Genomic DNA, 21,020 nt, shown 5'->3' on the forward strand with positions numbered 1-21,020 from the left:
CCCAGTCCTCCACCTTGATCACCCTCCAGAGTGACTACAAGGGGGTCAGTATTCGGCCGTCGCCACGGGGTCACCGTTCGCGCGTCGTCAACACGGGAGTTCGTCAGAGCGTCCGATCGCTCGAAGCGCGCTTGTATACGCAGGTCAAGAGCTTGCTCAAGAAGAAGATGTCCATAGAGGATAGCTTCGACCAGGCTCGTTCCGTTCAGCACCTGCTCAGCGCGAACCCGTAAATCTTCCGAGTATCCAGGGGTGTCTGGCTTGGTTGGCATAAGGCCAAACTGTCGGCGCGTGGGTTGGGACACAGGCCGAACGCTACTCGTGGTCCCAGCAGCCCGACAGCGATTTTCATGGTCCTCCCCGAGCAAGTCGGCTGGTGTGTCGATCTTGACAAGGTGTAGAGAAGCGTAAGAGTAGGCAAGGGAGCACGACGAGTAGCCACGCATGGATACGACAAGCACGCGTAGTGCACGAATCTACGGATCCTGCGCGACTGTGCGCAGGATCCGTACAGGCTGCCATGGCCTCGATGAGATGTCCTCTCCGAGGGAGCACGATGAGTCAGGGCCACGACCTACCCGTCTACATCCGCATAGCAGATGACCTACACACTCGGATCAGAAGTGGCGAACCTCCCGTCGGGGGCATGCTGCCGTCCGAGGCTTCGCTTGTGCGTTCCTATGGCGTTGCTCGTGGGACTGTACGGCAAGCTCTTGCCGAGCTGGAGAATCTCGGAGTGTTGGCTAGCGAGATGGGCAAGGGCCGACGAGTCGTAGGGGAAACAGCTGGCGGGCGTGGCCCCATTGCGGCGCGATACGAGGCCATAGCCCAGTCTCTTCGCGGACAGATAGAAGGTGGGTCGCTTGGTCAGGGGCAGCGTCTTCCCAGCGAGGAAGCTCTAGCCGATCAGTTCGCCGTATCGAAGGGGGGCTTCCCCCATGAACGTGAACACCGATTTCAGGCGGCGGGCTTCAGGTTATCTGCCGTCTTCTCGTAGTCGATCGGGCTGAGCTGGCCGAGGCGGGAGTGCCGCCGGATCGTGTTGTAGCGGGTAATCCAGCCGAACACGGCCAGGCGGGCGGTGCGGGCGTCGGACCAGCCGTATGCGCCCTGCAACGTCTCGCGTTTCAGACTCGCGTTGAAGGACTCGGCCGCCGCCTTGTCGGCGCTGGTGCCGACCGCACCGCGCGAGCGGGTGACCTCGAGCCGGCGACAGGCTCGCGTGAACTCCTGCGAGCAGTACTGGGCCCCGTTGTCGCTGTGAAACACCGCCCCGTCCAGGCGGCCGCCCCGAATCTGCGCCGCGGCCTGCAACACGTCGACGACGAGCTCGGCGCGCATGTGGTCGGCGATCGACCAACCGGCCAACCGGCGCGAATACAGATCCACCACGGTGGCCAGGTAGAGGAACTGGCCTCCACCGACCGGCAGATAGGTGATGTCGCCGATGTAGCGGGTCTTGGGCCGCTCGGCGGTGAAGTCGCGCTGGAGCAGGTCCGCCACCGGCGCGGCGTCCAGCTCCGAGATGGTGGTGCGGACCCTTTTTGCGTAGATGCAGCCCGGCGATGCCGTGCTCGCGCATCACCCGTTCCACCCGCTTGTGGTTGACCCTCATTCCGGCCGCGCGTAGTTCGGCCGTCATCCGGGGCGCGCCGTAGGTGCCCTCATGCTCGGCGTGAATCCGCCGTATCCGCTCGGCCAGCCGCTCATCGGCCTGGCGGCGGGCCAGCCGCGCCGCGGCGCCCTTCAGCCACCGGTAAAAACCCGAGCGTGACACCTGCAGCACCCGGCACAACCGCTTCACCCCGTAGAGCGCCTTGTGATCTTCAACAAACTGGAAGCGGTTCACCAGTTCGTCTCGCCCGCGAAAAGCTTGGTCGCCTTACGCAGGATGTCGCGCTCTTGCTCCAGCTCCCGGATCCGCGCCCTGAGCTGCTTGTTCTCCTGTTCCAGCACGTCATCCGAGGGTAGGTGGCCGCCCGGCGCACTCTTACCAGCCGTGGCTCCGCCGGCCGCTTGCCCGCCCCCGCCCCGGGCCTGCGCGGCGCGTACCCAAAGCCGCAGCGTCTCGCGGCCGACGCCCAGGTCCCGCGTGATCGACGTGGTCGTCCGATCCGGCCTCGACAACACCAGCGCCACCGCGTCGGCCTTGAACTCGGGCGGGTAGTTCTTCATCACCATCAGGGACATCTCTTCCCTTGGACCTCAAGATCCAGTTTCCAAGGTGTCCACATTCAAGGGGGAGCGCCCGATCTACGCCAAGTGCATCGTCGGCCAGGATGAGACCGCCAAACGCCGGATCGCCGAAGCACTCGGAGAAGCTTGACGATCTCCCTGGAACTTCGGCACGTATTCGGCACAGCCACCCGCAAACGATCAGTGACAGCCGTGAGCAGCCGGACATGACGAAAACGCCCTCGACCGCGAACTTGCAGGTCAAGGGCGTTTTTCGTGTGATCACAAGGGGTAGGGCGGGCGGGACTCGAACCCGCGACCCAGGGATTATGAGTCCCCTGCTCTAACCGGCTGAGCTACCGCCCCTCGCGCACGCCGTACGCGGCATTCAACCAAACGTGGCGGCTGTTCGCACATCTGCCGGGCGGGACGGGTTCAAGATGTGACCTTCGGCGGGAACGAGCGCGGAACCCGGCTCCGATGGAATCGATACCCTACGGGTGAGCCGTGTTGAGGAGTGTTGGATCATGCGCGTTGTTGGGGCTTTCAGGGACTCGTACGGCATGGAGCCGGCCGGGGTGTGGCACGCTCCCGGGCGGGTCAACCTGATCGGGGAGCACACCGACTACAACGACGGGTTCGTCCTGCCGTTCGCGCTGCCTTGGGGGGTGACCGCCGCGGTGTCGCCGCGCGAGGACGGGGTGATCAGGCTGCGGTCGCTGCAGGCGGGTGAGCCGGTGACGCTGGCGACGCCCGACGAGGCCGAGGGCTGGGCACGCTACGCGGCCGGGGTGTTCTGGGCGCTCGGCGAGGCGGAGCGGAAGCAAGGACGAGGGCAGGGGCGGGAAACAGACGAGGGACAAGGGTCAGGGCAGGGGCGTCCGGTCGGCGGGGCGGATGTGGTGATCGACGGGGACGTCCCCCAAGGGGCGGGTCTGTCGTCGAGTGCGGCGCTGGAAGTGGTGATCGGTACGGCGCTGAACGAGCTGTACGGGCTCGGTCTCACCAAGATGGAGATCGCCCTGGCCGCCCAGAAGGCCGAGAACGACTTCGTGGGCATGCCGTGCGGGATCATGGACCAGGCGGCCTCCGCCCTCGGCGAGGAGGGGAAGGCACTGTTTCTGGACTGCCGGACCCTGGGGACCAGGAGCATCCCGTTCGACCTGGCGAGCCACGGCATGCAGCTGCTGATCATCAATACCGGGGTGCACCACGAACTCGCCGACGGGCAGTACGCCCGCCGCCGCAAGGACTGCGAGAACGCCGCCAAGCGCCTGGGGGTCGACGCGCTGCGCGATGTCACGGATCTGGCGGGCGCCCTCGCGAAGCTGAGCGGCGACGAGCGCAGGCGCACCCAGCACGTGGTGACCGAGAACCACCGGGTGGAGGCGGTGATCGGGCTGCTGCGCGCCGGGGCGGTACGGGAGATCGGTGCGCTGCTGAACGCCTCTCACCTGTCGCTGCGCGACCAGTTCGAGGTGTCCTGCGCCGAGTTGGACGTGGCCGTGGAGGCGGCGGTCAGGGGCGGGGCACGAGGGGCTCGGATGACCGGGGGCGGGTTCGGCGGCTCGGCGATCGCGCTGGTCGCCGACGACCGGGCGGAGTCGGTACGGGAGTCGGTGACCGGGGCCTACGCCGAGCGCGGCTGGACCGCACCGGACATCTACCCGGCGACCCCGGCCCAGGGTGCCCGTCGGCTGCTCTGATCCGATCCGTCTCGACGTACCGGATCACCTGTCGCACCCGGGGTGCCGGTTCTACCCGGCTCACGGTGAGTGCCGCTCCTGCCCCCGGCGTCCGCGACCTTCATCGGTCGGGTTCGCCCCGCTCGCGGTGGGTGCCGGTCCTGCCCCGCACCTGCGGTCCGAGGGTCAGGGCTCGGTCGACACCAGCTTGGGCACCGCGCCGAGCAGTTCGCGGGTGTAGTCGTGCCGGGGCAGGAAGAACACCTCATCCACGTGCCCCTCCTCCACGACCCGCCCGCCGCGCATGACCAGTACCCGGTCGGCGACGTGGTGGACCACCCCGAGGTCGTGGGAGATGAAGATCAGCGCGGTCCCGTCGGTGGCCTGGATCTCCGCGAGCAGGTCGAGCACCTGGGCCTGGATCGACACGTCCAGCGCGGAGACCGGCTCGTCGCAGACGAGCACGTCGGGGCGGGTGGCGAGGGCTCTCGCGATGGCCACCCGCTGGCGCTGGCCTCCGGACAGGCGCCGGGGGTGCCGGTCGGCGATGTCCGCCGGGAGGCCGACCCGGTTCAGCAGTTGGGTCACCCGGTCGAAGAGGGCCTCTCGCGAGGAGCCGTGCCGGAAAGGAACGCCGCGCGGGGAGCCGTTCTCAGTGGGAACGCCGCGCGCTGAGCCGTTCCGGGAAGAGCGACCGCGAGGAAAGCCGTCCCCGGAAGAGACGCCGGGCGAGGAACCGTTCCGGAAAGGAACGGCGCGCGAGGGGCCGCGTTCGAGGAAGGCGCCCCGGAGGGGTTCCGCGACCAGGCGGCCGACCGTGTAGCGGGGGTCGAAGGAGTCGAGCGGGTTCTGGGAGATCACCTGGATGCGGGACCTGCGGGAACGCCTGGCGCGCTCGCGGATCCCCGACCAGGGCTCGCCGCCCAGCCGGACCTCCCCCGAGGCGGGTTCGAGCAGTCCGAGGACGAGCCGGGCGACCGTGGTCTTGCCCGACCCCGACTCCCCCACGATGCCGAGCGTCTCGCCGGGGTAGACCTCGAAGGAGACGTCGTCGACCACCGTGCGCGAGCCGTACGCGGCCGAGAGCCCGGAGACCGCCAGGATCGGCGCGGCGTGGTCGACGGTCCGCTCCGGCAGCGGGGTGCGCAGTGCGATTCCCCCGGAGGCGATGGCCGACAGGCGGGTGCCGCGCGAGACCGCGGAGGGGACGGCGGCGAGCAGCAGTCTGGTGTAGTCGTGGCGGGGCTCGGTCAGCACGCGTCCCGTCGCCCCCTCCTCGACGATCACGCCGTCCTTCATCACCAGTACGCGGTCGGCGACGGCGGAGACCACGGCGAGGTCGTGGCTGATCATGAGCAGTGCGGTGCCCTCGGCCTTGCGGGCGGCGAGCAGCCGCAGGATCTGGGCCTGCACGGTGACGTCGAGCGCGGTCGTCGGCTCGTCGGCGATGATCAACGGCGGGCTCGCGGCGATCGCGGAGGCGATCAGGGCGCGCTGGCGCAGCCCTCCGGACAGCTGGTGGGCGTACTGCCGGGCCCGCACCTCGGGTTCGGGGACCCCGACCGCCTCCAGCAGTTCGATCACCCTTTCCTTCCGGGCGGTGCGGGGGACGACGTCGTGGGTGGTGAGCACCTCGGCGATCTCGTCGCCGACGGTACGGAGCGGGTCGAGCGAGGTGAGCGCGTCCTGGAGCACGAGCCCCGCGAACCGGCCGCGCAGCCGTCGCCAGTCGCGGGCGCCGAAGCGGAGCGCGTCCCCGCCGTTCACGACGAACCGGGAGGCGGTGACCTCGGCGCCGGGTCCGGCCAGCCCGACCAGGGTCCTCGCCGTCACGCTCTTGCCCGAGCCGGACTCCCCGACGATCGCCACGCACTCGCCCGCCTCGATCGAGAGGCTCACCCCCCGTACGGCCTGTACTCCGGCCTTGGGGAAGCCGACCCGCAGGTCCTCGACGTCGATGAGGCTCATCGGTTTCTCCCCTCGAAACGGCGCTGCAGGCGGCGCCCGACGAGCGTCAGGCTGATGACGGTTCCGGTGACGGCGAGGCCGGGGAAGAGCACGCTCCACCAGGCGACGCGCAGGTAGTTGCGGGCCTCGGACAGCATCGAGCCCCACTCCGGGCTGGGGGGCTGCGGGCCCATGCCGAGGAAGCTGAGCCCCGAGGTGGCGATGATGGCGGTGCCCATGCCGATCGTGGCGAGCACCGGCAGGGGTCCGAGCACGTTGGGCAGCACGTGGCGGGCGACCAGTATCGGTCTGGCCAGGCCGAAGGTGACCGCCTGTTCGACGTAGCCGGAGCGGCGCACCACGAACGTCTGGGCGCGGATCACCCGGGCGTAGTTGGGGATCTGCGCGATGCCAATCGCGAGGATCACGTTGCCGGTGCCGGGGCCGGTGATCGCGATGACCAGCAGGGCGAGCAGCAGTTCAGGGAAGGTCGCCACGACGTCGAACAGGCGGCTGAGCAGCTCGTCGACGTAGCGGGGGGACAGTCCCGCAAGGACGCCCAGCAGGGTTCCGGCCCCCGCGGCGAGCAGTACGGCGGCGGCGCCGATGCTCAGCGAGTGTCCCGCGCCGTGGACGACGCGCGACAGCACGTCGCGGCCGAGGTGGTCGGTGCCGAACCAGTGCTCGGCGCTCGGCCCGGCGAGCGCGTGCAGCGGGTCGGCGGCGAGCGGGTCGACACCGGTGAGCAGGCTCGGTGCCACGGCGGCGACGGCGGCGACCGCCAGGAACAGCAGCGGTGCGACCAGCGGCGCGCTGAGGCCGTACCCGCGCCTGGCCGGTGCCGGGGCGGCGGTCGCGACACCCGGGACCTCCGTGACCGTCGTCATCGGCTCCTCCTCGGGTGGTACGGCGAGGGCACCTCCCGCGGCGGGACCACCGTCGACTCCAACCTCGGCGAAACCGCCGGTGGAACCGTCACCGGCTCTTCGCGCGACGGGGTCGTCATCGGCTCCTCCTCAGGCGGGGGTCGATCGCGAGGTAGGCGAGGTCGACGATCGTGCTGACCGTCACGTAGGCGAGGGCGGATATCAGCACGACCGCCATCACCAGCGGCATGTCCTTGCTGTTCACCGCGCCGACGGTGACCTGGCCGAGCCCGGGTCGGCCGAACACGGCCTCCACGATGATCGCTCCGCCGAGCAGGAAGCCGACGAACCAGCCGGTGAGGGTGACGGCGGGGAGCAGCGCGTGACGCAGGGCGTGCCGGGCGACGAGCCGCCACTCGGTGATGCCGCGCGAGCGGGCGGTCACCGCGAACGGCTCCTCAAGTGCCCGTTCCAGCCCTTCGCGGAGCACCTGGCCGAGCACCCCCGCGATCGGCAGCCCGAGCGCGAGTCCTGGCAGTACCAGGGAGGCGAGTCCTCTGTCCCCGGAGACGGGGAACCAGCCGAGAGTGAAGGAGAAGACGGCGAGCAGCAGGATGCCGATGAGGAACGGCGGGACCGAGACGATGACCAGCTCCGACAGTCCGACCAGGCCGCCGAGCCATGGGCGGCGGCCCGCGGTGGTCAGGGCGAGCAGCAGGGCGAGGACGACCCCGAGGAGGGCTGCGGTGAGCGCGAGCCGGATCGTCGGCCCGATCTGGGAGGCGAGGATGTCGCCGACGCCGCGCTGCAGGATGTAGGAGCGGCCCAGGTCTCCCTGGAGCAGGCGGAGCAGATAGTCGCCGTACTGCTGGAGCGGGGAGCGGTCCAGCCCCCACTCGGCGATGATCTCCGCCCGCCGCTCGGGGGTGTCGATGCCGTCGCCGACGAGCACGTCGATCGTGTCGCCGGGGGCGAGCAGCAGGGCGAGGTAGGCCGCGGTGGCGGCGGCCCAGAGCACGGCGACGCCCGCTCCGAGCCGCCGGCCCACCGGGCCGAGCCACCCGGCGGCGGCCAGCCCCCGCCGCCGGGTGAGTGAAAGGGTGCTCACGTCCCTATCCGGATGTCGTAAGCACTGTTGGGAGTGCCGGAGACCGGCTCGAAGGTGATCCCGGTGACCGAGGCGCTGTAGGCGACCTGGTCGGCGGGAACGTAGAGCGGGAGCAGAAGCGCCTCGTCGGTGATCACGGTCTTCTGCACCTTCGCGTAGAGCTCCTTGCGCTTGGCGACGTCGGAGGCGGCCGACGCGTCGGCGAGCAGCTTGTCCAGTTCGGCGCTCCCGAACTTCGTGCGGTTGATCGCGGCGTCCTTCGCCAGGATCAGGTTGAGCGCCGCCCCGGCGTCGGTGTCGCCGCGCGAGTTCTCGAAGACCTCGTACTCGTTGTCCTCGACGGCCTTCTGCGCGGTGCCCTGATCAACGATCTTGACCTGGAAGTCGATCCCGGCGCTCTGCTTGACGGCCGCCTGGACGGCCTGGGCGAGGACGTCGCGGCGGTCGCGGACGAACGGCGCGGCGTTGACGGTGCGTACGGTGAGCCGCTTGCCGTCCTTGACCCGGAAGCCCTCGGCGTCGCGTTCCTTCCAGCCCGCCTCGTCGAGCAGCCGGTTGGCCCGTTCGGGGTTGTTGCCGAAGGTCTTCTCCAGGGAGGGGTCGTAGAACTGCGGGCTGCCCTGGCCGATGACGCTCCAGGCTCGCTTGGCGGTGCCCTGGTAGACGGAGTTGAGCACCGCGTCCACGTCGACGGCGTCGCGGAAGGCCTCGCGGACTCGCTTGTCGTCGAACGGGGGGCGGGAGACGTTGAAGTAGTAGGAGAACGCGCTTCCGGAGTTGAGGCTGGTCTCCAGTTTCAGCTCGGGGTCGCTCTTGATGAGGCCGATCTCGGTGGCGGGCACGCCCTCGATGACCTGCACCTGCCCGGAGGTGAGCGCGCCGACCCGTACCGCCGCCTCGGACAGGAAGCGGTAGGTGATCTCGGCCAGGTGCGCCGGTCCCTGGTGGGCGGCGCCGGTGGGCGGCCATTTGTAGTCGGGGTTGCGCTTGTAGTGGGCCTCCTGGCCGGGGGTGAACCGGTCGAGGATGAACGGCCCGGTGCCGACCACGTCGACGCCGCCCGCCTTGAGGTCCTTCGCGTTCTTCAGCGACTTCGGGGAGACCTGGCCCGCGTACGGGGAGGAGAGGAAGTCGAGGAACAGTCCGTCGGGGGCCTTGAGCGTGACCTTCAGGGTGTACGGCGCGGTCGCCTCGGCCTTCTCGAAGTTGCGCAGTTGGATGGCGCTGAGCGCGGCGTTGTAGCCGGGTGCGACGAGCTGGTCGAGGTTCGCCTTCACCGAGGCGGCGTCGAACTTCTCGCCGTCGTGGAAGGTGACGTCGTCGCGGAGTTCGAAGGTGTAGGTCAGGCCGTCCTCCGACACCTTCCAGGACGTGGCCAGCCAGGGCAGGAACTCACCGTTCACGCCCCGGGCGATCAGTGCGTCGAACTGGTTGTGGACCAGGAGGCGGGCCTTGTTCTGGCCCCACTGGTGCGGGTTGAAGGTGATCGGCTGTGTCTCCACTGCCCACACGAGCGATCCTCCATCGCCACCGCCGTCCGCACCGGCCTTCGCGCTCGGGGCCCCGCTCTCGGCTCCGCACGCCGCGAGCGCCAGCACTCCGGCGAGCGTCAGGGCGCCCCATCGCAACTTCACGTTCTTCTCCTTGCGCTTCTGTACGACGTGCTTCTCCGCGACGTGCTTCTGCACGGCGTTCTGTACGGCGTTGTTCTGTACGGCGTTGTTCTGTACGGCGTGTTGTGCGGCGTTGTTCGGTACGGCGCGTCCGGCCGGCTCGACGACACGCCGGGTATGGCGATCGGGGTGGTTCACGCGACGTGCCGTCTGATCTGGGTTCCGGCGGCCTCGGAGAGCACGATCCGGGCGAGGGCGTCGGCGTGGCGGAAGAGCGGGGCGTTGAGGCGGGGCCTGGCGAAGCCGGCGGTGGCCCTGCCGCCCACGACCCAGGGGCCGAGGGCGAACCTGCGGGGGTGCGGGCTGCCTGACCTGTCGAGCAGGCGGCGGTCCGCGGTCCGCACGTTCACCAGGCCCGACTCCTCGTCGAGCTCGCCGCGGTCGCGGAGCGCGCTGATGAGCGGGTCGACGGCCCGGCTCACGCTGGGCGCGGGCAGCCGGGCCTCGACGAGGGTGGTGGCCGCGACGCCGCCGGGCACGGTGGGGCTCTGTGCCCGCCAGCGTCCTTCATGGTGGTCGACCTTGAGGTTCGCGCCGAGGAAGGTGACCACTCCGGCCCTGGCGAGGGCGCGCATCTCCTCCAGCCGGGGTCCCGGCGGGCCGCTCGCGACGTAGCTGAAGAAGCCGCCGAACCACGGGTCGGAGATGCCCAGCTCGGCGAGGACGCCGTAGACGGAGAGCAGTCCGAGGATCATGGCGTGGTCGGCGCTGTGCGTGGGGTCGGAGCGCCGTTCCAGGTCGACGGCGAGATAGCCGTGCATCCACTTCTGCAGGCCCGCGTGGTCGCCGAACCGGATGCCGTCCAGCGGCCGGTCGAGCCGGTCGAAGTCGAGCCGGTCCGGGTGCCGGGGCACGGCCTGGCGGATCAGCTTTCGCATCCCGAGGCTGCGCCACTCCTCGGCCGCGAAGCCCTCCTCGAACTCCTCCCAGCCCAGCTTGACGCGCTTGGGGTGGGCGGTGATGAGCTCGTGGTAGTACGCGAAGGCCAGTTCCTTGGCGACCAGGGGCCACACGTCCCTGCGGAAGTCCCACGGTCCCTCGCCCAGCGCCTCGCGGGTGAGGAAGCGCGGCACCGGCGGGCGGGCGCCCTTGAAGGAGTAGCCGGTCTTGGAGTGGTACGGCACCCCGCGCCGCGAACCCACGTGCAGGAGAGGCTCCTGCCCGCTGGGCAGGTAGACGAGCTCCCCGTCGTACTCGCGGACGAACCGGCCGCCCCGGCCCGAGGTGAGCAGCACCATCAGGTCGACGAAGGCGAGCCCCATCCCCCGTACGATCACCGGCTCCCTCGCGGGGATGCCGTCCAGGTCGAGGTCCGCCGCGTAGCCGGTGGGTAGATAGCGCAGCCCCGTACGTGTGGCGAGGCGGGCCAGCGTGCCCTCCTCGCTCGTCGGGGTCACGTCGCCGTGTCCCTGGGCGAGGATCACCGCGTCGACCTCGATCGTCCCGCCGTTCTCCAGCTTCACCGCCTGGCCGCCGGGGACGTCGGCGAGGTCGACGGCGCGGGTGGCGTGCACGTGCACCCGGACGCCGCGCGGCGCGGTCGCCACCGTGTGGCGGAAGACGTGGGAGAGGTAGCCGCTCTGCGCGGGGCGGGTGGCGAACCTGCCGGGGTCTCCGCCGAGCCATTCGGCCAGCGTGGGACCAGGGCGGATCGGTCCCTCGCACCGCACCGACTCGTCGGTGAAGAGCGTCACGTCGGCCGCGGTGGAGTTCATCCAGAGCAGGTCCGGCTGGTCGCGCCGCCAGACGCGCCCGCCGCCCGGCGGGTGGGGGTCGATCACGTGGACGTCCAGCGACGGCCAGCCGAGCAGGTCGGCGGCGTTGGCGCAGATCCGCTCCACCAGGCAGGTGCCCGTCGGTCCCGCGCCGACGACGGCGATCGAGGCGCTCATACGGCGGCTCTGCGGTGCGGCTCGTCCCAGTCGGCGTACAGCGGCTCGACCGGGACACGCCAGGGGTCGGTCTCGCCGCGGAAGGGGGAGATGACGGTGAAGTCGGTGTTCTCGCGGAAGGCGGGGTGGGCGTACAGGTCCCTGGCGTAGGCCCACAGGTTGGTGAAGACGGTCAGCGGGCGCTCGCTGATCCTGGCCGCCGGGTTGTCGCTCAGGTCGAAGCGGAGCAGGGTCGGCCAGAGCCGTACGTCCGCCTCGGTTATCCCCGAGCCGAACAGGTACCTGCGGTCGGTCAGCCGGTCGTCCAGCTCGTCCAGGAAGGCGATCACCTCTGCGCGCGCCTCGGTGTACGCGGTCTCGGTGGCGGCCGACGCCACGCGGCCCGCCGCCGTGTTGACGATCTCGTAGATCCTCGTGTTGAGCTCGTCGATCTCCGGCCTGAGCTCCTCGGGGTAGAGGTCGGCCTCTGGGTCGCCGCCGAACCGGGTGGCGAGGTCGATCGTGATGTCGGGGAAGTTGTTGCTGACGATGCGGCCGCTCGTCCTGTCCCACAGGACCGGTACGGAGACGTGCCCGTCGAAGCCGGGCTCGGTCGTCTCGTACGCCTGCCGCAGGGTGGTGAAGCCGTTGACCGGGTCGGCCCCGCGCCGCTCACGGAAGGCCCACCCGCGTCCGTCGCGCTCGTCGTCGACGTAGGAGAGCGAGACCACGTCCTGGAGTCCCTTGAGGGAGCGCACGATGGCGGCGCGCTGCGCGTACGGACAGACGGCCGCGACGTAGAGGTGGTAGCGCCCCGGCTCGGCGGGAAAGGCGGTCGTGCCGATCCGCCCGGTGAAGGGGTAGCGCAGGCCGGGCCTGCCACCGGGCCGGTAGTGGCCGTGGGTGTCGAGGTCGACGGGGCTCGCGTGGTTCAGTGTGCTGCTCTTCGGCATCTGGCGCTCCCGGACATGTCGTGGTGACCCCGGTGAGGGGGTCCGCGCTTGCGGCACGCCCACCGTGCCGCCTGGTCTCCCCCGGGGGCACCCCGCCGCGGTGCGAGGGTTGCCGGTCAGCCAGCCGGGGCTTCGCACTGACACTCTTAACCTATTTAGAAGGTAGGAAATACATAGATCTCTGTCAAGCCTTAATGTCGGGGAATGTCCTATGAGAGCGTGAACGTGGTCTACCGCAAGTACGACGGGTCACTGCACTGGCACCACCGCGGCCTGCTGCTCGGCGAGGACGAGCACGGGGTGTGGACGGGCTGCGTGGCCAACTCCAGCGGCCACAAGGGCGACGGCCCCGCGGTCGCCTGGCCGCATCCGTTCGTGATGCTCTTCCCCCGCGACGCCTGGTGGACGGCCGCGTTCAACACGGCACCGCACAAGCACGAGATCTACTGCGACATCTCCACGGTGCCGCGGTGGAGCGACGGCCAGGTCACCATGATCGACCTCGACCTCGACGTGATCAGGGTCCGCGAGAACCTGCTGAAGGGCCGCCGGAGCCGGGTCTTCCTGGACGACGAGGACGAGTTCGAGGAGCACCGGGTCAGGTACGCCTACCCGCCCGACGTGGTCGAGAGCGCCCGCGCCTCGGCCGCCTGGCTGATGGAGGCGGTCACCACCCGCACCGCCCCCTTCGGGGACGCGCCGCACTGGCTCACCCTGGTCAGCTGAGCGCGTCCCCTCCGGCCACCTCAGGCGCGGTTACGGAACAACCTGCCGGACAGCAGCGCCGAGACCAGCAGGAAACCGCCGCACCAGGCCAGCGCCTTCCACGGGTCGCTCCCCACGGGCGTGTCGAGCAGCAGGCCGCGCACGGACTCGATGATCGGCGTGGCCGGCTGGTTCTCCGCGAACCCGTGCAGCCACGCGGGCATGGTGTGGACCGGGACGAAGGCGCTGCTCGGGTAGGGCAGGAACATCACCGCGAAGGTGAAGCCGCCCGCGGCCTCCGGCGTCCTGGCCAGCAGGCCGACCACGGCGGAGACCGCGGAGACGGCCAGGACGAACACCACCAGGATGCCCGCCGCCGCGGCCCAGCCCGCCAGGTCCGCGTCCGCCCGGAAACCGAGCAGGAAGGCGACGACGAACACGATGACGAGCGAGGTGAGGTTGCGCACGGTGCTGGCGGCCACGTGCCCGCCCAGGAACGCCGCCCCCCCGATGTCCATCGACCTGAACCTGTCGACGATCCCCCGGCTCATGTCCTGGCTGACGGCGACCGCGGTCAGGGAGGCGCCGTAGGAGGCGCACATGACGAGGACGCCGGGGACGGCGTAGGTGACGTAGTCGGTGCCGGTCTGGATCGCGCCGCCGAACAGGTAGACGAACATCAGCATGATCATGACGGGCAACAGGAACGAGGTGATCAGCGCGTCGAGGTTGCGCAGCGACAGGCGGACGGCGCGGTCGGTCATGACCGGCCAGGCGACGAGCTCAGACACCGGCCCGCCCCCCGCACTCGACCACGGGACCGGACACTCGCCGCTCCTCGCTTGTCGAGACGTCCATCACCGTGAGGTCAGACACCGGCCCGCTCCTTGTCCGTCGGATTGTCCGTCAGGTTGTCCGTCAGGGCGAGGAACGCGTCGTCGAGCGTGGCGCCTCGCACGGTGAACCTCTCGACCGCGGAACGCCCGGGATCCACCTCGTCCAGCAGGGCGCGGATCTGCGCGGCGCTCCCGTCGGTGGCCGCCTCGACGGTGAGCCTGGCGGGATCGGCGTGCACGGCACGCGCACCGAGCAGGCGCGTCACCTCGGCGAACGAGCCGGCGTCGGCCAGTACGAGGTTCAGCCGCCAGGCGGCGACCCTCGCCTTGAGCTCGTCGGCGGTGCCCTCCGCCACCACCCGTCCGCCGTCGAGCAGCGCGATCCTGCCGGCGAGGCTGTCGGCCTCCTCCAGGTACTGGGTGGTGAGGAAGACCGTCGTCCCCGAGTCGGCGAGGCGGGTGATCACCTCCCACATCGCCTGCCTGCTCCGCACGTCGAGCCCGGTCGTCGGCTCGTCGAGAAAGATCACCGATGGTGCGCCGACGAGCCCGGCAGCCAGGTCCAGGCGTCGCCACATACCACCCGAGTACGTGCCGACCCGCCGCTTTCCCGCCTCTACCAGGTCGAACCGCTCCAGGAGCTCGGCCGCCCTGCGGCGGGCCCCCGCGCGTGACAGGCCGGACAGGCGGCTCATCATCCGGAGGTTCTCCTCGCCGGTCAGCAACTCGTCGACCGCCGCGTGCTGGCCGGTCAGGCTGATGGCGCGGCGCACCCGGCGGCGGTCGCGGACGATGTCGAACCCGGCGACCGTGGCCCGTCCCCCGTCCGGCCCGACCAGCGTCGCCAGGGTGCGTACGGTCGTCGTCTTGCCCGCCCCGTTGGAGCCGAGCAGCGCGTACACGCTCCCCCTGGCGACGCGCAGGTCGACGCCCTTCAGGACGGCGACCCTGCCGTAGGACTTGGTGAGGCCGACCGCCTCTATCGCTGTATCCACTACCCCTCCTGTGTATGGCGTACGCTCTACTGTTTATGACATACACGATATTGCGTAAGGTATACACTCACAGAAAAGGACGGTCAAGCCCGGGAGCGCGATGGAAGTGCCGGAGAGCGTGGAGATCGCCTGGGGCCTGCGCGAGCGGCCCGGCAAGGGCCCCAAACGCAGCCTGAGCCTGGAGCACATCGTGGAGGCCGCCCTGCGGGTGGGCTCCGCGGAAGGGCTCGCCGCGGTCTCGATGAGCAAGATCGCCGCCGAGCTGGACGTCTCCACGATGGCGCTCTACCGCTACGTCTCGTCCAAGGGCGACCTGCTCATGCTCATCACGGACGCGGTGCTCGGCCCGCCTCCCCCGCTCCCCGAGCAGGGCGACGACTGGCGTCAGGGCGTCCACCGATGGGGCGCCGCCATGCGCGTCGCCCTGCAGCGACACCCCTGGTCGCTGCGCATCCCCATCACCGGACCGGGCATCATGCCCAACCACGTCGCCTGGCTGGAGACCGGACTGCGCTGCCTGCGCGGCACCGGACTGGACGCGGACACGAAGCTCGCGGCGCTGCTGCTGGTCAACGGCTTCGTCAGGACCGAGGTGGCGCTCCTCGCCGACCTCCAGGACGCCCACCGCACCTCCCAGGTCACCGACGAGGAGGCGTTGTCCGGCTACGGCAGGTCACTCGCCAGGCTCACCGACGCCCAGCGCTTCCCCGAGATCCACGAGCTTCTCGAAGCCCGGGTCTTCGACAAGCCGGGCGGCGAGGACGACGAGTTCGCCTTCGGCATGGAACGCATCCTCGACGGCCTCGCGGTGCTCGTCACCGAAAAGCCACCCACCTGATCGTCGGCGACCGCACACCGCCCACGCCGTGACCGAACCCCGCGCCCTCCGAGGCCGCCCACGTCACGCCCCCGTGCGCGCCGGAAACCCGGTGGCGTTCCTGCCCGGTGAGCCGAATGCCGCCGGACACGCCATCGGAGCCCACGAGGCTGCCGGGCTACAGCGGCGGGAAGTCAGGGGCGCGGCGCTCGACGAAGCTCGCGACGCCCTCGACGAAGTCCGGCCGGGCGAAGGAGTCGGCCATCAGGCGCTTCGCGGCCGACTCCGACGCCTCCAGGCTCTGCTGCCAGTCACCCCAGACCTGACGCTTGATCACCGCCATCGAGGCCGGGGAGCTGTGCGTCGCGAGCTCGCGGGCGTAGGCCAGCGTCTCCTCCATCAGCCTCTCCCCCGGCACCGACCGGCCGGCCAGGCCCAGCTCGTACGCCTCGGCGCCAGTGAAGGTGCGGCCAGAAAGCAGCAGGTCCATCGCCCTCGCCTGACCGGCCAGGCGGGGCAGGATCCACGACATGCCGTACTCGGCGATGAGGCCGCGCCGGGCGAAGGCAGTGGTCCACTTCGCCTCGGCGGCCGTGAAGACCAGGTCGCAGAGCAGGGCGTGGACCATGCCGAGCCCGGCGCAGGCGCCGTTGACGGCGGCGATCACCGGTTTGCGGATCGTGGTCGGGAAGGTGGTGGGACGCGGGTCGGGTCGCCCCGCGTAGGAGCCGTCCTGGAGGGCGGTGAGCGTCTGGAAGTCCGCACCGGCGCAGAATCCCCGCCCCGCGCCGGTCACCACGATCACCCGGACCTCGGGGTTCTTCTCGGCCTCGGCCAGCTCGTCGAAGTAGCGACGGCCCATCTCGTCGGTCCAGGCGTTGAGCCGGTCCGGGCGGTTGAGGGTCAGCGTCAGCACGCCCCGCTCGATCGACGACAACACCGGATCGGCCATTGCGCATCCCCTTCGACAGTCCGCCGAGGGCTCCCCGCCCGGAGAGCCACAGAATATCGTTCTATACCTTCTCCCTCTCCGGCGTCAGCATGTGCGAGCGGACCAGATCCTCGACCGTGGCGCGCAGGCCGAGGAAGGAGGAGGTGCGCTTGACGGTGAGCGCCCGGTAGGCGGGCAGGTCGATCGGCACCTCGGCGGCGACCCTGCCGGGACCGCAGGCGAAGACGAGCACCCGCTGGGCGAGCAGGACGGCCTCCTCCACGTCGTGGGTGACCATCAGCACGGTCGTGCCCGTGTCGCGCCACACCTGGCGCAGGAAGAGTTGCATGTCCTCCTTGGTCTGTACGTCCAGCGCCCCGAACGGCTCGTCGAGCAGCAGCACGGCCGGCTCGCACGCGAGCGCCCTCGCGATCGCCACCCGCTGACGCTGCCCGCCGGACAGCTGCCGGGGCAGCGCGCCCGCCAGGGACGACAGTCCCACCTCGCCGAGGTACCAGCGGACCCGCCGCTCCCGGTCCGCCCTGGAGATCGGCAGCAGTCGCAACCCGAAGGCCACGTTCTCCGCGACGGTGAGGAAGGGGAACAGCGCGCCCGACTGGAAGACCAGCCCGCGCTCGGGACCGGGACCGGTGACGGGCGCCCCGGCGAGCGAGATGGATCCCGCGCTCGCCGGGGTGAGCCCGGCGATCAGAGAAAGCAGCGTCGACTTGCCCGAGCCGCTCGCCCCGACCACGCACACGAACTCGCCTGGCTCCATCGACAGGTCGATGCCGTCCAGGACGCGCGTGGCGCCGTAGTCCTTGGCCACGCCGCGCAGTACAAGGGTCATGCCGTCCACCTCCCGAAGCGGTCACCCGGAACCCGTGGCATGACACCGATCGGCACGCACCTCACGCCACCCACCTCCCGAGGCGATCGCGCAGCAGGCGCAGCGCGACGTCGATCAGCAGGCCGACGACCCCGATCACGACGAGCACCGCGAAGATCTTGTCGGTCTGCAGGAACCGCTGCGCCCGGACGATCCGGTAGCCGAGCCCCGACTCGGCGGCGATGAGCTCGGCCACCACCACGAAGTTCCACGCGGCGGCGGCGTTGATCCGCGCCGCGTCCACGACCGCCGGGAGCGCGTACGGCCAGGTCACCTTCCTGAGGATCTCGCCGCGCCTGGCGCCGAGGGTGGCCGCGGCCTGGCCCAGCTCACCGGGCACCCGCCGTACGGCGTCGGCGACCATCAGCGTGTTGAAGAACACCACGCCCAGCACGAGAATCGCGATCTTGGAGGGTTCGCCGAGGCCGAGCCAGATGATGAGCAGGGGGATGAAAGCGGCGGCCGGCATGTAGCGGAGCAGGCCGACGGCCGGTTCCAGCAGGGCCAGCGCCACGGCCGAGGTGCCCATCGCGACGCCCAGCGGCACCGAGATCAGCACCGCCAGCCCGAAGCCGGCCCCGACCCTGCCGAGACTGGCGAGGGTGTCGTCGAGCAGCTGCCCGCTGCCCAGCATCTCCGCGAACGCCTCCAGGACGGCCAGCGGGGAGGGCAGGAAGGTGGGATCGACGAGCCCTGCCGTACTGACGGCCGCCCAGAGGGCGAGCGGGACGAGCACGGAGGCCGCCCGCAGGCCCCAGCGGGCCCGGACGGACGGACCTCCCGCTCCGGATCGGTCCTTCCCGAGGAACGTGCCGGAGCCGGGGGTGCGTCTTCTCAGCCGTCCGGGACGGTCCGAGCGCCGGGGCAGCGGCTCCCAGTCCCGCCGTCCCTCGTCGGGAGGTGCGGCGGGCTCCACGGTCCGCGCGCTCATGAGGGCCTCGACCTTCCGGGTGGCGAGCAGGGCGAACTGGACCCGCCCCGGCCACAGCCGGTCGTCACCCGGCGTTGTCTCCATGTCGGCGTCTCCATGTCGGTGCTCCCGCTCTGCTGGCTTCCACCGCTCTCACCGCTCTGACAGCCCGCACGGCTCTCACGGCTCTCACGGCTTGAGACTTCTGACGAATTTCGGCTCGAACAGACCGTCCAGCGACGGCTCGGTGTCGGCCAGGCCCGAGTCGACGAGGAACTTCGCGATCAGGGACGCCTGGTTGTCGAGGTGGTCACCGGTGTCGCCGGGCTCGAAGGCGGCGAGGTTGTCCCCCAGGGAGAAGATCGTGGTCCCCGCGTCGTAGCTCGTGTAGTCGGCCTCGCTCACCCCCGCCCGCTTGGCCATGATCGCGGTGGCGTCGGCCCGGTTGGCGGCGATCCACTCCAGGGTCTCGAACCAGGTCTTCACCAGTGCCTGCACCTCCTGCGGCCGTTCGGCGACGAGCGAGGCGGCCACCACCAGGTGGTCGGGGATGGCGCCGGGGAAGTCCTTGGAGGTGGCGATGGCCGTGGAACCCGGCAGTTCCAGCGCGGTGGTGGTGAAAGGGGCGAAGACCCCGACCGCGTCCACCTGGCCGGCCTTGAAGGCCGCGGCGGCGGCATCGGTCGGCAGCGGCTTGAAGGTGACGTCCTTCTCGGTGAGCCCTGCCTTCCGCAGCGCGAGCAGCAGCAGGTAGTGGTCGACCGTTCCCTGCTCGGCCGCGACGGTCTTGCCCTTCAGGTCGGCCACCGCCGAGATGCCGGACCTGGCGATGATCTGGTCGTTGCCGGTGGAGTTGTCGTTGACCAGCACGATCGTCTGCTTCGCCCCGCCGGACACCGAGGCGATGGTGTCGTTGAGCGTCTGGCTGTTGGCGTCGACGTTGCCGGTGGCGAGCGCCGTCAGGCTGTCGGTGTAGCTGTCGAAGTACTTCAGTTCGACGTCGAGGTTGTTCTTGGCGAACAGTCCCTTCTCCTGGGCGACCTGCCAGGGGAACCAGCCGGGCCAGGCGGAGAAGCCCAGTGTGAGGGTCTTCTCGCCGCCGGAGGCGGCGGGCTCGGCGGCTCCGCCCGGGGTGGAGGCGCACGCCGCGCAGGCGGCGAGGAGGAAGAGCGAGACGAGCAGGCGGAGCGAGAACGGAGCGCGGGACGAACGAAACGACCCGAGCGACCCGGTCCGGCCGGGCGGCCTGGACGAAACAGACCGGCGGAGGGTGAGAGGCGGGCGGCGGAGCATCAGGAGGCTCCCTTCCTCGTGGGCAGGTGCCCGGAACGGACCAGGCAGCCGAGGGTGTCGCAGATGACGCGGGTGGCGATCAACGAGGTGATCTCCGCGTTGTCGTAGGGCGGCGAGCACTCCACGACCTCGATCCCGGCGAGCGGCGCCGCGTCGGCGATGATCTGGATGAATTTCAGGACCTCGCGCGGCAGGAAGCCGCCGGGTTCCGGCCAGCCGGTGCCGGGGACGAACGCGGCGTCCAGGCAGTCGACGTCGAAGGAGAGCCACACGGCCTCGGCGTCCTTCCAGGCGACCTCCAGCGCGCGCTCGGCCGCCGCCTCGATGCCCATGTCCACGCAGTCGGTGACCGTCATGATCGTGGTGCCGCGCTCGCGGCCGACCTTCACCCCCGGCCGGGGCGCCTGCCAGCCGCCGATGCCGATCTGCACCAGGTTCTGCGGCGGCACGTTGGGGATGTCGGTCGCGTGGAACCACGGCGTGGTGTGCATGCGCTCGTCGAGGTCGGTCTCCTGGGTGTCCACGTGCCGGTCGAAGTGGATGATCCCGAGGTTTCCCGAGAGGTGCTCGGCCACGCCGCGCACGGTCGGGTACCCGATGGAGTGGTCGCCGCCCAGGACGACGGGAAAGGCCCCGCTGGAGTAGACGTGCGAGACGGCCTTGGAGATCTGGTCGAAGGTCTTCTCGATGTTGCCGGGGATGGTGAACACGTCCCCGAGATCGGCCATCGTGATCGACTCGCGCAGGTCCACTCCCAGCTCGAAGCTGTAGGGGCCGTACAGGGCGGAGATCTTCCTGATGCCCTGCGGTCCGAAGCGGGTGCCCGAGCGGTAGGTGGTGCCGCCGTCGAACGGCGCCCCCAGGATCGCCACGTCGTACTCCCCGCAGCGCCGCACGTCCTCGACGTACGGGGCCTTGAGGAAGGTGTTGATCCCGGCGAAGTGCGGGAGTTCTCCTCGGGAGAAGGTCGGGATGCGCCGGTCGACGATGGAGTCGGCGCCCTGCAGGCCCACCTCCAGGGCCCAGGCGACCTCGCGTTCCCAGTTGGTGGTGGGCAGTTCGGCCTCGCGGTCGACGGCGAAGCGGGCCTCGGGGCCGTACCTGTCGGGCGCCGAGGGTGCCGCGGACGAGGGGCCCTGGCGGGCGGGGTCGGAAGCGGACGGGTGCCAGTGCATGGAGCTCCGATCAGCTCGGAACCCGGCCGGAGGGCAGCCGGGGTCGGCCGGCCTCCCGGGCTTTTGTCCCGCCGTGGAACGGCCACGCGGCCGCCTGCACCTCTCGGACCAGTCCCGCGCCGACGCCGTACGACCTCACGGTCGTGACATCCGGCGTCGGCTGCGGCGGAACCCTAGGTGCGCCCCACCAT

18 protein-coding genes, 1 tRNA gene, 1 pseudogene and 1 riboswitch are annotated in these 21,020 nt (G+C 70.4%); of the genes and pseudogenes, 5 read left to right on the plus strand and 15 right to left on the minus strand.

From position 1 onward, the window contains the following. Both AB0B96_RS12885 and AB0B96_RS12890 read left to right on the plus strand, forming a co-directional pair. The coding region (locus tag AB0B96_RS12885) for a hypothetical protein (protein WP_362898308.1) at positions 1-233 on the plus strand (233 nt) is incomplete at its 5' end. A 323-nt stretch (positions 234-556) separates the two neighbouring features. Further along, on the plus strand, positions 557-997 hold the full coding sequence (locus tag AB0B96_RS12890) for a GntR family transcriptional regulator (RefSeq protein ID WP_362898310.1): 441 nt from the start codon (positions 557-559) through the stop codon (positions 995-997). Here AB0B96_RS12890 and AB0B96_RS12895 read toward each other — a convergent pair. Further along, positions 958-2,181, minus strand: a pseudogene (locus tag AB0B96_RS12895) (IS3 family transposase). The gene AB0B96_RS12890 and the pseudogene AB0B96_RS12895 overlap by 40 nt on opposite strands. A gap of 286 nt (positions 2,182-2,467) precedes the next feature. Next, positions 2,468-2,541: transfer RNA gene (locus AB0B96_RS12900), tRNA-Ile, on the minus strand. 161 nt (positions 2,542-2,702) lie between these two features. On the opposite strand from AB0B96_RS12900, the gene galK reads away from it, so the two are divergent. Then, the gene (galK, locus tag AB0B96_RS12905; RefSeq protein WP_362898312.1) at positions 2,703-3,881 is read left to right on the plus strand and encodes a galactokinase; all 1,179 of its coding nucleotides are present in this window, start codon (positions 2,703-2,705) and stop codon (positions 3,879-3,881) included. A 165-nt stretch (positions 3,882-4,046) separates the two neighbouring features. On the opposite strand, the gene AB0B96_RS12910 is transcribed toward galK, so the two are convergent. The 6 genes from AB0B96_RS12910 to AB0B96_RS12935 form a co-directional block, all read right to left on the minus strand. Next, positions 4,047-5,828: an ABC transporter ATP-binding protein gene (locus AB0B96_RS12910; RefSeq protein ID WP_362898314.1), complete on the minus strand. Its 1,782-nt coding sequence runs from the start codon at positions 5,826-5,828 to the stop codon at positions 4,047-4,049. After that, positions 5,825-6,694, minus strand: a complete 870-nt coding sequence (locus AB0B96_RS12915) for an ABC transporter permease (RefSeq protein WP_362898316.1) — start codon at positions 6,692-6,694, stop codon at positions 5,825-5,827. Before AB0B96_RS12915 ends, AB0B96_RS12910 begins: the two co-directional genes overlap by 4 nt. A gap of 115 nt (positions 6,695-6,809) precedes the next feature. Further along, a complete protein-coding gene (locus tag AB0B96_RS12920) occupies positions 6,810-7,781 on the minus strand; it encodes an ABC transporter permease (RefSeq protein ID WP_362898318.1) in 972 nt (323 codons plus the stop codon). Next, positions 7,778-9,592: an ABC transporter substrate-binding protein gene (locus AB0B96_RS12925; protein ID WP_362898320.1), complete on the minus strand. Its 1,815-nt coding sequence runs from the start codon at positions 9,590-9,592 to the stop codon at positions 7,778-7,780. Before AB0B96_RS12925 ends, AB0B96_RS12920 begins: the two co-directional genes overlap by 4 nt. Beyond that, a complete protein-coding gene (locus AB0B96_RS12930) occupies positions 9,589-11,346 on the minus strand; it encodes an FAD/NAD(P)-binding protein (protein ID WP_362898322.1) in 1,758 nt (585 codons plus the stop codon). Before AB0B96_RS12930 ends, AB0B96_RS12925 begins: the two co-directional genes overlap by 4 nt. Further along, entirely contained in the window at positions 11,343-12,278 is a 936-nt protein-coding gene (locus tag AB0B96_RS12935) for a glutathione S-transferase C-terminal domain-containing protein (protein ID WP_362898324.1), read from the minus strand. The genes AB0B96_RS12930 and AB0B96_RS12935 overlap by 4 nt, the downstream gene beginning before the upstream one ends. Positions 12,279-12,317: 39 nt before the next feature. After that, a riboswitch (SAM riboswitch) is annotated at positions 12,318-12,430 on the minus strand. A gap of 52 nt (positions 12,431-12,482) precedes the next feature. Between AB0B96_RS12935 and AB0B96_RS12940 the strand changes: the two genes are divergently transcribed. Further along, positions 12,483-13,004, plus strand: coding sequence for a DUF402 domain-containing protein (locus AB0B96_RS12940; RefSeq protein WP_362898326.1), 522 nt, complete (start codon positions 12,483-12,485; stop codon positions 13,002-13,004). A 20-nt stretch (positions 13,005-13,024) separates the two neighbouring features. Here AB0B96_RS12940 and AB0B96_RS12945 read toward each other — a convergent pair whose 3' ends face one another. After that, positions 13,025-13,774, minus strand: a complete 750-nt coding sequence (locus AB0B96_RS12945) for an ABC transporter permease (protein WP_362898328.1) — start codon at positions 13,772-13,774, stop codon at positions 13,025-13,027. A gap of 77 nt (positions 13,775-13,851) precedes the next feature. After that, positions 13,852-14,814, minus strand: coding sequence for an ATP-binding cassette domain-containing protein (locus tag AB0B96_RS12950; RefSeq protein ID WP_362898330.1), 963 nt, complete (start codon positions 14,812-14,814; stop codon positions 13,852-13,854). A 100-nt stretch (positions 14,815-14,914) separates the two neighbouring features. Between AB0B96_RS12950 and AB0B96_RS12955 the strand changes: the two genes are divergently transcribed. Then, positions 14,915-15,652 carry a TetR/AcrR family transcriptional regulator gene (locus AB0B96_RS12955; protein WP_362898332.1) on the plus strand — a complete coding sequence of 246 codons (738 nt, stop codon included), beginning with the start codon at positions 14,915-14,917 and terminating at the stop codon, positions 15,650-15,652. Positions 15,653-15,809: 157 nt separating this feature from the next. On the opposite strand, the gene AB0B96_RS12960 is transcribed toward AB0B96_RS12955, so the two are convergent. From AB0B96_RS12960 to AB0B96_RS12980, 5 genes are all read right to left on the minus strand, one after another. After that, entirely contained in the window at positions 15,810-16,583 is a 774-nt protein-coding gene (locus AB0B96_RS12960) for an enoyl-CoA hydratase-related protein (protein WP_362898334.1), read from the minus strand. A gap of 61 nt (positions 16,584-16,644) precedes the next feature. Then, positions 16,645-17,412 carry an ABC transporter ATP-binding protein gene (locus AB0B96_RS12965; protein ID WP_362898336.1) on the minus strand — a complete coding sequence of 256 codons (768 nt, stop codon included), beginning with the start codon at positions 17,410-17,412 and terminating at the stop codon, positions 16,645-16,647. Positions 17,413-17,473: 61 nt separating this feature from the next. Then, positions 17,474-18,466: an ABC transporter permease gene (locus tag AB0B96_RS12970; RefSeq protein WP_362898338.1), complete on the minus strand. Its 993-nt coding sequence runs from the start codon at positions 18,464-18,466 to the stop codon at positions 17,474-17,476. 84 nt (positions 18,467-18,550) lie between these two features. After that, on the minus strand, positions 18,551-19,654 hold the full coding sequence (locus AB0B96_RS12975; protein WP_362898340.1) for an ABC transporter substrate-binding protein: 1,104 nt from the start codon (positions 19,652-19,654) through the stop codon (positions 18,551-18,553). Then, on the minus strand, positions 19,654-20,829 hold the full coding sequence (locus tag AB0B96_RS12980; RefSeq protein ID WP_362898342.1) for an agmatinase family protein: 1,176 nt from the start codon (positions 20,827-20,829) through the stop codon (positions 19,654-19,656). Before AB0B96_RS12980 ends, AB0B96_RS12975 begins: the two co-directional genes overlap by 1 nt. Positions 20,830-21,020 lie beyond the last annotated feature (191 nt).

It is taken from the genome of Streptosporangium sp. NPDC049046 (assembly GCF_040649155.1).
Taxonomy (GTDB): domain Bacteria; phylum Actinomycetota; class Actinomycetes; order Streptosporangiales; family Streptosporangiaceae; genus Streptosporangium.

What these genes read in the sequence shown, in the direction of transcription:
- AB0B96_RS12935 (WP_362898324.1), bottom strand. Translation starts at nt 12,278, where the DNA reads ATGCCGAAGAGCAGCACACTGAACCACGCGAGCCCCGTCGACCTCGAC.
- AB0B96_RS12970 (WP_362898338.1), bottom strand. Translation starts at nt 18,466, where the DNA reads ATGGAGACAACGCCGGGTGACGACCGGCTGTGGCCGGGGCGGGTCCAG.
- AB0B96_RS12890 (WP_362898310.1), top strand. Translation starts at nt 557, where the DNA reads ATGAGTCAGGGCCACGACCTACCCGTCTACATCCGCATAGCAGATGAC.
- AB0B96_RS12930 (WP_362898322.1), bottom strand. Translation starts at nt 11,346, where the DNA reads ATGAGCGCCTCGATCGCCGTCGTCGGCGCGGGACCGACGGGCACCTGC.
- AB0B96_RS12965 (WP_362898336.1), bottom strand. Translation starts at nt 17,412, where the DNA reads ATGACCCTTGTACTGCGCGGCGTGGCCAAGGACTACGGCGCCACGCGC.
- AB0B96_RS12940 (WP_362898326.1), top strand. Translation starts at nt 12,483, where the DNA reads ATGTCCTATGAGAGCGTGAACGTGGTCTACCGCAAGTACGACGGGTCA.
- galK (WP_362898312.1), top strand. Translation starts at nt 2,703, where the DNA reads ATGCGCGTTGTTGGGGCTTTCAGGGACTCGTACGGCATGGAGCCGGCC.
- AB0B96_RS12910 (WP_362898314.1), bottom strand. Translation starts at nt 5,828, where the DNA reads ATGAGCCTCATCGACGTCGAGGACCTGCGGGTCGGCTTCCCCAAGGCC.
- AB0B96_RS12980 (WP_362898342.1), bottom strand. Translation starts at nt 20,829, where the DNA reads ATGCACTGGCACCCGTCCGCTTCCGACCCCGCCCGCCAGGGCCCCTCG.
- AB0B96_RS12955 (WP_362898332.1), top strand. Translation starts at nt 14,915, where the DNA reads ATGGAAGTGCCGGAGAGCGTGGAGATCGCCTGGGGCCTGCGCGAGCGG.
- AB0B96_RS12975 (WP_362898340.1), bottom strand. Translation starts at nt 19,654, where the DNA reads ATGCTCCGCCGCCCGCCTCTCACCCTCCGCCGGTCTGTTTCGTCCAGG.
- AB0B96_RS12960 (WP_362898334.1), bottom strand. Translation starts at nt 16,583, where the DNA reads ATGGCCGATCCGGTGTTGTCGTCGATCGAGCGGGGCGTGCTGACGCTG.
- AB0B96_RS12915 (WP_362898316.1), bottom strand. Translation starts at nt 6,694, where the DNA reads ATGACGACGGTCACGGAGGTCCCGGGTGTCGCGACCGCCGCCCCGGCA.